This is a genomic window from Paraclostridium dentum (genome assembly GCF_012922555.1).
GTDB lineage: Bacteria > Bacillota > Clostridia > Peptostreptococcales > Peptostreptococcaceae > Paraclostridium > Paraclostridium dentum.
This window is the reverse complement of the sequence record NZ_WIPK01000001.1, coordinates 37,292-53,749: the sequence shown is the minus strand read 5'-3', so window position 1 is coordinate 53,749 and position 16,458 is coordinate 37,292. Positions and strand designations below refer to the sequence as shown.

The following is a 16,458-nucleotide window of genomic DNA, read 5'->3' as shown; positions in this document are numbered from 1 at the left end:
CTTACGACATGATTAACCTTCATGGTTTTAATTTCATTTATATACTATTTTTTTCTACACGTTAATTATATCCATATATTTCTTAATATTCAATAATTTCTCAAAATTTATTTCTATTTAAATACAAGAAAAGAGTTTGCAATATGCAAACTCTTTTCTTATATATATCTATCACTATATAATTTTATACTATGTACATTTATATCTTTTGCTAGCCTAAAGCTATCTATTACCCAATTAAGATCTTTTATTCTTATACATCTAGTTATTATAAGCATAGCTATATATATAGCCATAGAAATAAATATTTTATTTATAATATTGTATCCTATAAATGAAGCTACTATAACAGCTACACCTATGCATAAAATTGGTTTTATAACCCAATTAAACATTTTAAATTGTAACTTAGTAGTTTTTAAAACATTTATCATATTTAATCCAAAGTTAATAATATTACTTACAAATATAACTAATATAAACCCTTCTATGCCCTTTGTAGGTATTATAAAGTATATTATAAGAATTCTAATAACCATATCAAACAAATTTATTTTTAACAATGCAACTTGCTTATTTAAAGAATTTAAAATCCCATCCATTATTCTTTCTAAATACATTATAGGTATTACTGGGGCTAAAATTCTAATTATAGGCCCTATATCTTTATTGCTATAAACTGCGATTCCTATATCACTTGCAAATGCAATAAAAACACCTGATGCAAATATTGATATTATAAATGTTATTCTAAATACATTAGAAATTATAAAATTGACCATTTTATTCCTATTTAACGAGTGTGCTTCTGATATTTCTGGTATTATCAAAGTTGCAAAGGAACTTAAAAATACTGCTGGAAAATTTATTATAGGAAGTGCCATACCTTTTATCATTCCAAATATTGACAAAGATGCTGAAATTGAAGTTCCAGACATTCTAAGAGCATTAGGTATTAATATATCTTCTATAGTTCTAAGTCCACTTTGGATATATGAACTTGATGCTATTGGAAATGCTATTTTGCTTATGTCACTAATTCTACATTCATTGTAATTACTGCAACATACAGTTCTGCTTAATGGTCTTGTTTTAAGTGCACACAATATGTAGGCATATATGCAAGATACTATATTACCTACAGCCATACCTACACATATAAGTGCACATATGTTTTCTATATTAGTATCTACAAATATAGTAATAGCTGCTATTGAAATTGCCATCATTAACAAATGCTCTAAAATTTCTGCGGAAACAGATTTAACAACTTCTCTTGCTCCATAAAAGTAACCACTTAAACAAGAAGAAATTCCTATAAACGGTAAACTGTAAGCTAATATTTTTAAGGATAGCACAGATCTTGCATCTTTTAAAAATACATTTCCTATATATTCCGCTCCATAAAAAAGCACAATAGATGTTACTATACTAAAAAACAAACTGTATATGCATCCTTTATTTACTATAGTTCTTATACCCTTGTTATTTCCTTTTCCTACTTGTTCTGCAACAAGCCTTGTAATTGCTATTCTGATTCCAGCACTCGAAAATGTTACAGCCATAATATATACAGACATTATAAGCTGATACAATCCCATTCCTTCCGGTCCTATTTTCTTGGATAAATATACCCTGAAAAACATAGATATAAATCCAAATATAATAGTTGAGAATGTCATTATTATTGCATTTATTATAAGCTTTTTTCTTCTCATGCAATCACCTATCATATATCAAATTTGTACCTTGTACATTTTTAATATATATGTGATTACACTCAATAAAATTCTATAATAATTTTATATTAGATGTTAAATCTGTTACATAATCTAGAGCACATGCAGAATTTTCTTCATCTGCCATTATCGTTAAATAATCCCCTCCGAGTAATGTAGTGTCACCTCTTGGAATTATTTCTTTACCGCCTCTTGTTATAGATACTATTAAACAATTTTCTGGCCATTTTACATCTTTTATTTTTTTATGTTCTATTTCACAACCTAAATGGATTGCAACTTCCATTAAACTCTTTCTAGATGAGTTAGATTCAAATTTATCATTTCCGCTCTCTAAGCATCTTTCAAGTAAGCTTTCATATATAGGTTCTGATTTAAATAAATCTGATGTAACATATGCTACTACACATACTATTGCAAGAGATAATAAATGGTCAAAACTTCCTGTCATTTCACATATTAGTATAATTCCCGTTATAGGAGCTTTTACTATAGATGCAAAGTTTCCTGCCATAGCAAGTATTATAAAGTTAAGGATATATATACTAGGAATGTCAAACACATTAACTGCTACTATACCAAATATATTACCTATTAATGCTCCTAATACTAATAGTGGGAAGAATATCCCTCCTGGAACTCCTGATCCAAATCCTACAAATGTAAGTAAATATTTAACTAATAAAAATAATAATAGCATTTTTAATGTCATAGAGCTTTTATCTAAAGACATTATAAGTTCATGTCCTCCACCTAATAAAATTGGTGCAGTTAATCCCACAACACCTGTTATTAAAAACGGGATTATTACTTTTATTTCAGTACTTAATTTTGATTTTTTAAATATTGATTGAGTTTTTAAAATTCCGCTATTAAATATAACACCACTTATACCTACTATGATACCTAATATTATTAATAACCAATAATACTTTAAATCTAATACTTTAACTCCTACAAAATTAAGAGATTTACCAATTCCTAAAAATGTTTTTGTAATAAAATCAGACATTAATGCAGATGCCATAACAGAAAGTAGTACTAATGGTGAAAAGTTTTTATGAACTTCCTCTAAGGCAAACATTACACCTGATATAGGAGCATTAAAAGCTGCTGCTAACCCTGCACTTGCTCCACTAGTTATTAAATATTTTTCTTCAACACTAACTCTTTTAAATATTTTTGCAAATCCCTCACCTATACTGGCTCCCATTTGAACAGAAGGGCCTTCTCTTCCTAGAGATAATCCAGCTCCTAAGGCTATAAGTCCACCTACAAATTTATTTATTAAAACACTTAACCAACTGCCTTTTAATTTTTTCATTAGTATTCCTTCTACTTGAGGTATACCACTACCACTAATTAATGGTACTTTTTTTACCATAAGACCTACTACATATCCACTTATGATTAATAATCCAAATAACAATATAGTATTTACTAAATTTCCTCTACTATTAGAGTAAAACCACATAAATACATTAGTTACTTTTTCTAATAATATTCTGTGAAGTACTATCGTAACTCCAACAATCGCACCTATTATAGTACTTTCTAATATAAGTTTAAACTTTAAATTTTCAGTATGCTTTAATAGATTGCATGTTTTTTCTTTCTCCATTTAGCATCCTCCTTTTTTCCCATCATTTTTATTATACTACTAATTGTTATATTTTTAAATTGTATACAGTATATTATTTTCAAATAAATTAAGTTTTTATATTTGTTCGATTCCATATTCATTTTTTTTGATATATAATAAGGTTTAAATAACCAATTATTAGAAAGGGTATTTTAATGACAAAGGAAACACATTCATCTGGAGGATACTTAATTGCAGCTCTTACGTTTTCTGCTTTTAGTAATGCATATTTAGATAACTTTAATACTTTATATAAATTGATGCTTTTTTTTATTTATTTTCAGTTTGCTAATTTGGGATCTTTGTTACCTGATTTAGATACTAGAAAGTCTTATATGAGTAAAAAATGGCCTCACTTGTCAAAGTTTATTTCAAAGCGAACAAAACATAGAGGATTTACTCATAGTCTTTTATTTTTATTAATTCTATCAGAGTTTCTAAAATTAGTAGTTTTAATAGGTGATAAAAATATTATATTGATTTGTTCCGCATATGGTATGTTTTTGGGATATGCCTCTCATATATTATTAGACATTTTCACATATGAAGGTGTTGATTTATTTTTCCCTTTAGGTTTTAATTTCAAGCTATCCAGATTAAAAACCAGTTCAAAAGGTGAAAGATATGTTAATAAGGTTTTAAAATTTATTTCTATAAATTTAATATTTTATAACTTATACTACTTACTCAATATAAAAATTTAGTACAACATGTTAATAAAAAATTCGCTTCACTTGAGCGACTACGTCTGCGAACCACTTTATGTCGCCAACGACTCCGTCCGTTGCTCAAAATGTCATTTTTTACTTTTACCAAAACATTTGCATAACTATGTTACATAAGTTATCCACAAAAGTTAGTTAAGTATAATTTTCTTAAGCGTAAAAAAGCCTAAATTAAGTAATTGTTACTACATACTTGATTTAGGCTTTTTATTAATATATATCAGAAAACTCTATTTGTATTTTTTTGTCTATATCAATAGATTCATTTTGAATAGAATTTTTACTTGAATCTTGTAAAACTATTTGATTTGGAATTTTCACTTCAAACTCTGTTCCAACTCCTACTTTGCTGTTTACATTTATAGTTCCATCATGTAATTCAACTAAAGACTTAACTATAGATAATCCAATTCCGCTACCCTCACTTATTTTAGTCAATCTATTATCAACTTGCTTAAATTTCTCAAATACATCATTAATTTTATCGTTAGGTATTCCTACTCCAGTATCTTTAACACTTATATTTATATGTTCTGGGTTACATCTAATACCTACATCTATTTGACCATTTTCCTTATTATATTTTATTGCATTAGATAATAAGTTTAGTATTACTCTCTCCATTTTGTCACTATCAAAAGATACTACTTTCTCTTCCTGATCAGTGTCAAATATTAGTTCTATGCTTTGAGACTTACTAAACTCTACAACTGAATCGCATATATTTTCTACAAAACTTATTATATCTTGATTTTGAGGATTATAATCTACACACCCTGAATCAATTCTTGTTGAATCAATTAAATTATTTACTAATTTTAAAAGCCGCATACCATTTTGATCTATTATATTTAGATATCGTATTAATATATTAAGGTCCCCTTTTTCTATTTTTGGGATACTTTGGTCTATTAACTGAAGCGATGAAAATATTAGATTTAATGGAGTTCTAAATTCATGAGTTAAATTTGAAAAAAAGTCTAATCTAAGCTTTTCAAGTTCTCTTTCGGTGGCTTTTTTTTGAGTTAAATCTATTATAATCCCAATTACACCTATTACCTTTTTTCTATAATCCCATAAAGGAACTTTAGTTATTTCTACATATTTATCCCCTGCGCTTCTTTCCATAAAATCTTCATATACATTTGTAATTTTATGTTTTATTACTTTGTCATCAGCTTCCCTATATTCTACTATTTTGTCTTCTTTTAAATTCAAATCATAATCTTTTTTACCAATAATTTTTTTTCTATCTAATTCTAGTAATTCTCCAAAAGCTTCATTGCAATATAGGTACACACCTTGTACATCCTTATAAAAAATAGGTATAGGTAAGTTATCTACAATTATCTCTAACATTTTATTTCTATTTTCTATTCCTATTGGAGTTTTTGAATTTACATAATCATAAATCTTAAAACCATATGTACCTATGACATTTTTATCTTCATCAATCATTGGATGTATAAAAATGCTTACCCATTTATTATCTTCAAATATTATTTTTTCAATAGCATCTTCTTTTTTGTCTAATATAAGCTTTTCATATTCTTCCATATGTTCAAATCCATTGTGAATTTCAAGTTCTTTATTTTTTTTACCTATTATTTCCCCTTTAGGCATGCCTACTAATTCTTCAAAGTTCCTATTGATTTTTATGTATCTACCATTAATATCTTTTGTCCAAATTATAGCTTTCAAATTATTTTGGATTAGTAAGTTGTAATTGCTACTTACATGATAAACCTGAAACCACATATAAAAATTATCATATTTATCTATATTTAAAGTTACTTTATATATATCTTTTAAATTACAAACATACTGATATCTTGTAAATTTATTATTACTTACTTTATCAAATAATTCAATTTCATCTTTTGATATCCCTAATATCTCACATACATCCTTATTTAATATCTCCTCCTCACTTTCCATTTTTAATTTTTTTAGTAGTAATTCATTTCCACCCTCAATTATATAGTCAAAACTTCCATTTTTATTACTTATACGTTTTCCCCATACATACGGTATAGGACATACTTGCAAAACATCTTCATAACTATGAACGACCAAATTTATCTCCCCTTATTCTGTATCCCGAATTTATACTTTAATTATAGCAAATAAATACAAAAATCTCGATTACAATTTGTAATCGAGACCTTTGTTTATGCATAAATATCAGAAAATTCTACTTTTATTTTTTCTATATACGAATTTTGTAGGTTTTTTTCTATTATATTACATTCATATTCTTCTTCTAATTCGGCAGGTATCCTTATCTTAAATGTTGTCCCAGATCCAAGTTCACTTTCAACAGCTATATCCCCACCATGCATATCAACTAAGCTTTTCACTAGGTATAAACCTATTCCACTACCTTCTCCACTTCTTATTGTATTATTTTCTACTTGTTTAAATCTTTCAAATATAGAATTTAGTTTATTTTGAGGTATTCCTATTCCATCATCAGATATTTCTATTTCTAGCATTTCATTTGATTCTCTTATGTAAATTTCTATTTTTCCTTGTTCTTTTGTAAATTTAATTGAATTAGATAATATATTCAATATTATTCGCTCCATTTTATCTAAGTCGAAAGAAATTATTTTTTCTTCTATATCCGTATCAAATATAACTTCTATATTTTTTTGCTTAGCAAAGTCTACGATAGATTGGCAAATACTTTCTACAAAATATACAATATCGTAATTTTGAGGATTATATTCAAAGTATCCAGCTGTTATTTTGTTTGAATCAATTAGATTGTTTACTAATTTAAGTAATCTGTAGGTATTTTGAGTTGCCATATTTATGTATTTTGTGATTGATTGATCTTCTTTTTTTTCTATATTTTTTAATTTTAAGTCTAAAACCTGAAGTGAACTAAAAATTATATTTAATGGTGTTCTAAGTTCATGAGATAGATTAGCAAAAAAATCACCTCTTATTTTATTGTTGATTTCATGTTCTATTTGTTCATTTTTATCAACAAACCAAATTACATAATTATTATCATATAAGTTTGTAGATATTAATTCAAAATTCGAGTTACTATTTTTAATATTAACGCTTACTTTTTTTTCATTTATTATATGCTCAAATATATCTATGCTTTTATTTTCATCTAAAATATGAAATTTTTCTTCGCCTACTATCTCAGTTTCATCCGTAGCTAAAATGTTTTTTAGTGTTTCACTTATAGAATTGATTTTTATTACATTTTTTTTATCTGTTGTTTTGCATATTTCTCCAACTATATATGGAGTAGGCGAGGATTTTAATATATCTTCCTCAATACATTTATATTTCATTTTACCCCCCACTTATAAAAACCAAATTAAAAATAATTATATTAAAAATTTCTATTTTTTTCTCATGATTTCCTTTGATATTTTCATTTTTTTTTTAGACATTTTATTTAAAACCAAACAAATTAAAGTATTTTTCGACTTTCGTATTATTAATTTAAGTTTTAATATATTTAAACTTTATTAAATTTTCTTTCTTTTTATTTTATACTTTATTTTTCTTAAAAATTATATATAATAATATATATATTAAATGGGTAAACTTTTTAATATTTTGTTACATTATAGATATTAATTGCAGATAAAAAAGGAGTGTGTATATATATGCGCAGATATAACTTTAAAGAAATCAATGATGTTTATGGAAAAATTAGCCCTTTTGAATTTAAAGACAAGTTAATAAAGCTTGCTAAGTTCAGAGCTATGGAAAGCGGAAGGAGAGTTTTAGATGCTGGTCGTGGTAATCCAAACTGGACAGCAGCAACACCTCGTGAAGCATTTTTTACATTTGGGCAATTTGCAGTTAACGAAACTCGTAGAACTTGGAACGAAGGCGATTTAGCTGGTATGCCAAAAAAAGAAGGAATCGCTACTCGTTTTTATCAATATATTTATGACAATTTAAATATGCCTGGAGCTAATTTGGCTAAAGATATTGTTGATTATGGAATAGAAGAATTTGACTTTGATCCAGACTCTTGGGTATTTGAATTAGCTGATGCAATAATAGGTGATAACTATCCATCTCCTGATAGAATACTCGTTCATATAGAGCAAATAGTTACTAAGTATTTAATAAAAGAAATGAAATACGATACTAAAAAAGGTGGTCCTTTAAGCATCTTTGCAGTAGAAGGTGCAACAGCTGCTATGTGTTATATATTCGACTCTTTAATGGCTAATGAGTTATTAAGAAAAGGTGATAAAATAGCTATTATGACTCCTATATTTACACCTTATTTAGAAATACCACATTTACCTAGATATAACTTTGATGTAGTTTTTATAAATGCAGATGAAATAGATGAAAATAATAATCACACTTGGCAATATTCTAAAAAAGAATTAGAAAAACTTTGTGATAAATCTATAAAAGCTTTATTTTTAGTTAACCCTAACAATCCAGCATCTATAGCATTAGATGAAAATAGCTGTAATAATTTAGTTGATGTAGTTACAAACCATCATCCTAACTTGATGATAATATCTGATGATGTTTATGGAACTTTTGTACCTGGTTTTAAATCTTTAATGGCTAGCTTACCTTATAACACTATAGGAGCTTATTCATTCTCTAAGTACTTTGGTGTAACTGGTTGGCGTTTAGGTACTTTAGCTTTACATGAAAATAATGTATTTGAAAAACTTATAAATGAATTACCTGATAACTTAAAAGCATCTGTAAATAAACGTTATAGCGATATGAGTTTAAACCCAGATAAAATATCATTTATGGACAGAATAGTTGCAGATAGTAGAATGGTTGCACTTAACCATACTGCTGGTTTATCAACTCCTCAACAAGTTCAAATGGCATTTTTCTCAGCATTTGCTTTAATAGACAAAGATGATAATTATAAAGGCGTAAATATATCTATATGTAAACGTAGACAAAAGCTTTTCTATGATGCTTTAGGAGTAGAGTTAATAGAAAACAAAAACGATGCTTCTTATTATGTAATATTCGATATAATGAAGTGGGCTACAAATAACTACGGTGAAGATTTTGCTAATTTCATAAAAGACAATTATAAGCCTGCAGACATGTTATTTAAACTAGCTAACAATTACTCTATAGTTTTACTAAGTGGTCATGGATTCTTTGGTCCTGAGTGGTCTGTTAGAGTCTCATTAGCAAACTTAGATGATGAGTCTTATACATTCATAGGAAATTCAATAAAAGAAGTATTAAGCTTTTATGTATATACATGGAAAAAAAATAAATAACAATAATAAAAATAGCTTCTAAAATTTAGAAGCTATTTTTATTATTTTGCTTATTTTTTATTATTTACTCTTTGCTCCCAGAAAGTTGCATTTTTTATTCCAAGTTTAATTGGGTTAAAGTCAATTTTTTCTCTAGGTATTCCCAGTTTCTTTTGCTCTTCATAATCTTTTAGTGCTATAAGTGCTGGTTTTGCAATTATTAATATAGCTATTATATTTATCCAAGCCATAACACCTACACCTATATCACCTAAAGTCCAAGCTAATGTAGATGTTTTAACACATCCATAATATGTTGATGCTAGTATAACTACTTTTAATATATTTATTAATACCTTTTTAGTTTTTTCATTATTGTTTAATATTCTCTTTGCTAAATAAGCTAAGTTAACTTCTGAAATATAGTAATATGCCATAAGTGTTGTAAATGCAAAGAAGAAAAGAGCTACAGCAACAAATGCCGATCCAAATCCAGGTATCAATGTATCTACTGCACTTTGTGTAAAGGCAGGCCCAACTTCAACCCCAGGTAAATTTTGAACAATAAATTGATTGCTTGCATTATATACATTATATTTACCTGTCATTAATAACATAAATCCAGTAGCTGAACAAACAAATAATGTATCTACATATACAGAAAATGCTTGAACAAACCCTTGTTTAGCAGGATGAGATACTTCTGCAGCTGCAGCTGCTTGTGGACCTGTACCTTGCCCAGCTTCATTAGAGTATACCCCACGTTTTACTCCCCAAGCTATAGTAGAACCTAAAATACCTGCAAATGCCTGTTCTGCTCCAAATGCTGATTTAAATATTAAAGTTATAACTTCTGGCAATTTTTCAATATTTACAGCTATAATAACCAGTGACATTAATATATATGCTAACCCCATAAATGGTACAATAAGTTCTGCTGAAGAGCTAATTCTTTTTATTCCACCAAATATAATTAATCCAAGCAGTATTATAATTCCTAATCCAGATATAGACTTACTTATTCCAAATGCATTTTCTATTCCCGCTGAAATTGAATTTGATTGTACTCCTGGAAGAAAAATTCCCATAGCAATTAACGTTGCTACTGCAAATAATATAGCATACCATTTAACTCCCATACCTTTTTCAATGTAGTATGCAGGTCCTCCTCTATACTCACCATTGTCTTCTTCTTTGTAAATCTGAGCTAATGTAGATTCAACAAAAGCTGACCCAGCTCCTAGAAATGCAATAGCCCACATCCAAAATAAAGCTCCTGGACCTCCCATAGCAATAGCTGTAGCAACGCCTGCTATATTACCAGTACCTATCCTTCCTGCCAATGATGTGCAAAGCGCTTGAAATGATGATATACCTTTATCCGATTTTTCGCCTTTTGCCAAAAGTATTACCATCTCATTTAAGTGTCTAACCTGTAAGAATCTTGTTCTTAACGAGAAATATAATCCTGTTCCTAAGCATAATGCAATAAGTGCATTACTCCATAAAATGTTATTGATGGAATTTATTATACTTTCCATAAGCCCTCCTATATTTTTAGAAATTTTTAATTTCTTAATAGAATATATTCAGACTTATGAATTTGTTTCCATTTTTTCTTTCATTTTATATAGTTTATTAATTAACTATCGTCTCAGGCTGTACCTTATTTGGTATCTACCAATTTTACATTCACCACACTTTAATCGTTCGGTTATTTCACTTTTGTTCTTACCAAAAAAATCGGCACAATCATCTAATGATTTAAATACGTCTATGACTTCATTTTTTTTATCTACAAGTTCAATTTTTTTCTTACCACCACGACGAATTATTTTACCATACTTCTTATAGTAATCATCATATTCATCATCCATTATTTCAAATTTATAGTGCATATGCACTGGATCTATTTTTTCGCTACATAGAATTTCTTCTCTTTTTTCTTCATCCATATCAGGGTTCCATAATTCATTATGTAAAAAATTAAATATTTCAACTATATTTTTATCGCCCATAGATTTATTACTTACATCTAATTTAAGCTTTTTACTTAAAAAGTTTACAGCTTCTCCAAAAAAGTCAGTATATCCATATTCTAGATTTTCTTTTATATATTGCATTGGAACACCTAATGATTTACTACAATCTTTATAACTTTCAAATATGATCTCATCATTTGTGTAAACATCTATAGCTTTTATTTTTTTTTCTCTTTGTATTTTTATTAATTTTACATATTGTTTTTCTTCTTCTGGAATTTCTACTGTAACATTTTCTTCTTTAGTTATATTTATATTATCTTCACAGTTTATTTGTTTTTTTACAACAACTTGATCCTCTAGTTGTATGTCCTCAACTTTTTCATTTTTCATTTCAATTACATCTTCAATTATATTATTTTCTAATTCTTTACTATTCAAATTTATCTCTACATCTTTGATTTCATATATAGTTTGTACATCAAAATCAGTAGTGTTTTCTTCTTCTACTTTATCTTTAATTTCAACTTCTTCTGTAGATGTTTTTTCTTCTTTAGTAACTTTTATAAAATTTAATAATTTCTTGAACAATACTTGTACCTCCCATGTCTTTTGTATCTTTAATTAGCTTTAGTACTATTATAGTATACTAAATATTTGTTTATTTATATATAAAAATATACTCATTTGTCAAAATAAGTATATTTTTATATATAAATAAATACACCTACTAATTTAATAGTAGGTGTATTTCTCTATAATATAGCTAAAATATTAGCTTGCTTTTCTATTATTGTCACTATTCTTTACATGTTTCTTTTCATATCTACTATATAAGAAGAATCCTATAACTCCGAATAGTACTGGTCCAGCTATCATAGTTAATGTTTTGCTTAATCCTGCTGGAGAAGATAATGTTGGTTCTATTATAGTGAATACGTTAGCAAATCCAACTAATATACCTATTATTACAGCGAAAGTTGTTGCCATTCCAACACTCTTATAAACTACGAATGCTTTGTCAACTTTACCTTCTAATTGCTTTTTCTTAAATGCAGGGAATGCACTTGATAAGAATAAGTAAGGTATTGTCATTGCAACGTTAGTCATAAGTACTAGTAAAGCGAAGAACTCACTTGCACTCTTACCACCAAATGATACTAAAAGTATCATAGCTACAACTATTATAGCTTGAACTTTCATAGCATTTATAGGCATTCCATCTTTTATTTCTCCTAATTTACCAGGCCATACTTGCTTTGGTGCTCCTTCTATAAGAGTCTTTAATGGAGAATAAGTTAATGTGAAGAATGCTCCCGATAATGCTAAGAACATTGATAATCCAACGAATCTAGCAACCCAAGCACCCATAGTTAATGCTACTGATTGACTAGCTCCAAATGCCATACCTAATTGGTATCCTAAGTTTTGCATTAATACATAAGCAACGTTAGCCATGTTTACATTTTGTCCTGATAATACTTCACTCCAGTTAGTGAACATACCACAAGCAAATATACCTATTGTATATCCTACAGATATTACTATAGCTGCTAAAGTAAGTCCTTTAGGGAATGTTTTTTCAGCATTTTCAGTTTGGTCAACTAATCCACCTAAAACTTCTAATCCTCCAAATGCAAATATTGCAAATGTTAAGAATGATAATACAGTTAATGGTGTTTGATAAGCTGGGTTTGGAGAAGTTGTAAACGCTTTAACTACGTTTGTTACAGGCTCTTCAAATTGTCCTTTATTCATTATTACGACTAAAACCCCACCTACTAGTAAAACTATATTTAATAATGCAACTGCTGTACCACCTACAGAAGTAACCTTAGTTATCTTCTCTATACCTTTAGTTGATACATAAGTAACTAATATTATCCATAATGCTCCTAGTATTCCTAGTGTTTGAACTGAAGTTAATCCAAATAAAGACCAGCTAGCTGTAGCATCATATCCAAATATTGCGTTTGATAATGGAACCCATAAAGTTGATGCAACGTTTACCATCCATACAATATAAGATGCATACCACATAAATGTTCCTACGAATGCATATTTAGGTCCTACAGATTTTTCCATCCATGAATACATACCACCTGATTCTTTTTTGAATGCAGATCCGTATTCAGCCATCATAAATGCATACGGTATAAAGAATAAAATTGCACTTAATAAATACCAAGGTATTGCTGCGTATCCCATTAGGAAAAACGCTCTCGGCATGTTAGCGAACCCGAATACAGATGTGAATATCATAAGTACTAGGGGTACTAATGTTAATTTTTTAGCATTGTTAGTATTTCCTGCCATTTGTTTTCCTCCTCATGAAGTATAATAATACTGTTTACATCAAAGGTCATTTCATTAGATTTCTATCTATTTAAATGTTTAACCTTTTCCGCTTTACATATAATATCATAATTCTACAAACTTTCCAATACTTTTTAAGTTTAATTGAATTTTCAGATTTTATTAACTTAATTTAACAAAAACCTACATTTTACCTTATATTAATGCCTATTTTTTATTTTTAATACTATTTAGTATTTCCGCTATATTTTTAAATATTTACATATATATATATCAAATTTTTCCTTTATAATTTGTAAGTGAAATTTTAAAATTTAATTTTAAAATCCACAAAAAATAGAGGTTAAAAACCTCTATTTTTTATACATTTAAATCTATTTTCATTCCTATAGAATCTTTATACTCACTTATAGCAGGATTTATTACATCCTCAACAAACTCAACAACTTGTTTTGGAGCTCTTCCTACAAAGTTTTTAGGATCCATTATTGATAGAATTTCTTCTTTTGACATCTTAAATGTATCGCAATCTATAAGAATTAGCTCTAATAAGTTATTATCTTTTCCTTCTTGTTTAACTCTCTTTGCAGCTTGCATTGAATATTCTCTTATAACTTCATGTAGCTCTTGTCTATCTCCACCTCTTTTTACAGCTTCCATAAGAATAGTCTCTGTAGCCATAAAAGGTAGTTCTTCATTTATATGTTTGTTTATTATGTTTTCATAAACAACAAGTCCATTAGTTACATTTATACCTATTTCAAGTATAGCATCTACTGCCATAAAAGCTTGAGGTATAGCTAATCTTTTATTTGCAGAGTCATCTAAACTTCTTTCTAACCATTGAGTAGCTTGCACTAATGCAGGACTTAAAGATTCCCCTATAACAAACTTAGATAATGAAGCTATTCTTTCACTTCTCATAGGATTTCTTTTATACGCCATTGCAGATGATCCAATTTGATTTTTTTCAAATGGTTCTTCTAACTCTTTTAAACTTTGTAAAAGTCTTATATCGTTAGTCATCTTATGCATACTTTGAGCTATTCCTGATAAAATAGATATAACTTGGTAGTCTAATTTTCTAGTATATGTTTGTCCACTTACTGCATATGATGCTTTATAACCCATCTTCTCACATACAAGTTTATCTAATTCTTTTACTTTTTCATCATCACCTTCAAATAGACTTAAGAAACTAGCCTGTGTTCCAGTTGTTCCTTTTACACCTCTAAGCTTCATATTTTCTATTCTAAAGTTTAAATCTTCTAAATCTATTACTAAATCTTGAGCCCAAAGGCATGCTCTTTTTCCTACTGTTGTAAGTTGAGCTGCTTGGAAATGAGTAAATCCTAAAGTTGGTATATCTTTATTCTCTAAAGCAAACTCTTTTAAATTATTTATTAAGTTTACTAATTTTATTCTTATAAGTTTTAATGCTTCATTCATTTGAATTACATCCGTGTTGTCTCCAACATATGCACTAGTTGCTCCTAAATGTATTATTCCTTTAGCACTATCACATTGTAATCCATAAGCTTTTACATGACTCATAACATCATGTCTTACTTCTTTTTCTATTTTTCTAGCTTCATCAAAATTTATATTGTTGATATTAGCTTTTAATTCATTTATTTGTTCATCTGTTATATTAAGCCCTAACTCTTTTTCTGATTCAGCTAATGCAACCCAAAGTTTTCTCCATGTAGAAAATTTGCATTGTGGAGAAAATATATAACTCATATCTTTACTGCAATATCTATCTATTAATGGATTTGCATATGTACTATATTTATTTTCCATTCTATTTAGCACCTTCCTTGTGTCTTTATATTATTATTATAATTTTAATTATATATAATTAAACGAACAATAACAAGTTATTTTTTATTTATGTTCATTTTATCACTTGATATAATATAATCAATACTCTCACTATCTACAAAGTTAAGCACATATTTATATCTTATTGCATAATATTTATCACTCCAACCAAGTTGATTTTTCACTTCTTCTTCTCCAGCTCCAAGCCTTAAACTTATAGCTGCAAATGAATGTCTAAAATCTTTTGCTGAATAATTGCTAAGTCCTGCCATATCCAAGGCTTTTTTCACAATTATCCTTACATTTCTATCTGTTATAGAATTTCTTTGTTGGCTAGTAAATACAAAGTCTTCTGTTGGCATTATACACGACGGCAGTCCTTGGTATATTCTATATTCTTCTATTTTAGAAAAACAATGTGGATGTAATTTTACAACCCTTTCCTTTCTACCTTTTCCTAACCTTACGTATGCATTGTTGTTTTCATCAACCATCAAGTCTTTCCACTTTAAATTTACTAATTCATTTAGTAAGCATCCAGTCGTTATAAGAAATACCATTATTAATCTATCTCTCATATTTAATCTAGGCAACGTATCTATAATTTGGTTTATTTCTTGAATACTAAGAACGTCATCCTTAGTTTTTATTCTACTTACTTTTGGTTTTTTAACTAGCTTAAAAGGGTTAATTTCTATGTACTCTTCATTTTTCATATAATTATAAAAACTATGTAAGTAACTATATATTTTTTCAGATGTAGATTTTGCATAGTTATCTTTTACAAATTCTATAAATCCACTACAATCTTCTTTAGTTACACTTACTAAGTCTTTATTATTTACGTATTCTTTAAATAATATAACTTTGCTTAAGTAGTCATGCTTAGTTGCTGGATTATGCTTTTTTGAAAATCCTTTAAAGATTTCATATTCATATTCATTTAAAATTGCATTTTCTTCCATGTGTAGTCCCCCTGTCTTTTTATAA

The 16,458-nt window shown here is 27.9% G+C and carries 11 protein-coding genes; 2 read left to right on the top strand and 9 right to left on the bottom strand.

Annotated elements, in window-relative coordinates; genetic code table 11:
- Positions 1-158 precede the first annotated feature (158 nt).
- Together GFJ41_RS00235 and GFJ41_RS00230 are read right to left on the bottom strand one after the other, a co-directional pair.
- Entirely contained in the window at positions 159-1,718 is a 1,560-nt protein-coding gene (locus GFJ41_RS00235; protein WP_170074326.1) for an oligosaccharide flippase family protein, read from the bottom strand.
- Positions 1,719-1,791: 73 nt separating this feature from the next.
- The gene (locus tag GFJ41_RS00230; protein WP_035114088.1) at positions 1,792-3,360 is read right to left on the bottom strand and encodes a ClC family H(+)/Cl(-) exchange transporter; all 1,569 of its coding nucleotides are present in this window, start codon (positions 3,358-3,360) and stop codon (positions 1,792-1,794) included.
- Positions 3,361-3,536: 176 nt separating this feature from the next.
- Between GFJ41_RS00230 and GFJ41_RS00225 the strand changes: the two genes are divergently transcribed.
- Entirely contained in the window at positions 3,537-4,085 is a 549-nt protein-coding gene (locus GFJ41_RS00225) for a metal-dependent hydrolase (RefSeq protein WP_035114093.1), read from the top strand.
- Positions 4,086-4,316: 231 nt separating this feature from the next.
- On the opposite strand, the gene GFJ41_RS00220 is transcribed toward GFJ41_RS00225, so the two are convergent.
- Together GFJ41_RS00220 and GFJ41_RS00215 are read right to left on the bottom strand one after the other, a co-directional pair.
- Positions 4,317-6,182 carry a hybrid sensor histidine kinase/response regulator gene (locus tag GFJ41_RS00220; RefSeq protein WP_170074325.1) on the bottom strand — a complete coding sequence of 622 codons (1,866 nt, stop codon included), beginning with the start codon at positions 6,180-6,182 and terminating at the stop codon, positions 4,317-4,319.
- Between the two features lie 95 nt (positions 6,183-6,277).
- Positions 6,278-7,423 carry a sensor histidine kinase gene (locus GFJ41_RS00215; RefSeq protein ID WP_081949180.1) on the bottom strand — a complete coding sequence of 382 codons (1,146 nt, stop codon included), beginning with the start codon at positions 7,421-7,423 and terminating at the stop codon, positions 6,278-6,280.
- 321 nt (positions 7,424-7,744) lie between these two features.
- Between GFJ41_RS00215 and aspD the strand changes: the two genes are divergently transcribed.
- Positions 7,745-9,367, top strand: coding sequence for an aspartate 4-decarboxylase (aspD, locus tag GFJ41_RS00210; RefSeq protein WP_170074324.1), 1,623 nt, complete (start codon positions 7,745-7,747; stop codon positions 9,365-9,367).
- 50 nt (positions 9,368-9,417) lie between these two features.
- Here aspD and GFJ41_RS00205 read toward each other — a convergent pair whose 3' ends face one another.
- The 5 genes from GFJ41_RS00205 to GFJ41_RS00185 form a co-directional block, all read right to left on the bottom strand.
- Positions 9,418-10,887: an alanine/glycine:cation symporter family protein gene (locus GFJ41_RS00205; protein ID WP_035114099.1), complete on the bottom strand. Its 1,470-nt coding sequence runs from the start codon at positions 10,885-10,887 to the stop codon at positions 9,418-9,420.
- A 105-nt stretch (positions 10,888-10,992) separates the two neighbouring features.
- The gene (locus tag GFJ41_RS00200) at positions 10,993-11,919 is read right to left on the bottom strand and encodes a hypothetical protein (protein WP_170074323.1); all 927 of its coding nucleotides are present in this window, start codon (positions 11,917-11,919) and stop codon (positions 10,993-10,995) included.
- A gap of 183 nt (positions 11,920-12,102) precedes the next feature.
- Positions 12,103-13,644, bottom strand: a complete 1,542-nt coding sequence (gene yjeM / locus GFJ41_RS00195; protein ID WP_035114102.1) for a glutamate/gamma-aminobutyrate family transporter YjeM — start codon at positions 13,642-13,644, stop codon at positions 12,103-12,105.
- 360 nt (positions 13,645-14,004) lie between these two features.
- Positions 14,005-15,447, bottom strand: a complete 1,443-nt coding sequence (purB, locus tag GFJ41_RS00190; protein ID WP_021428812.1) for an adenylosuccinate lyase — start codon at positions 15,445-15,447, stop codon at positions 14,005-14,007.
- A gap of 77 nt (positions 15,448-15,524) precedes the next feature.
- Positions 15,525-16,433 carry a tyrosine-type recombinase/integrase gene (locus GFJ41_RS00185; protein WP_021428859.1) on the bottom strand — a complete coding sequence of 303 codons (909 nt, stop codon included), beginning with the start codon at positions 16,431-16,433 and terminating at the stop codon, positions 15,525-15,527.
- Positions 16,434-16,458: the final 25 nt, after the last annotated feature.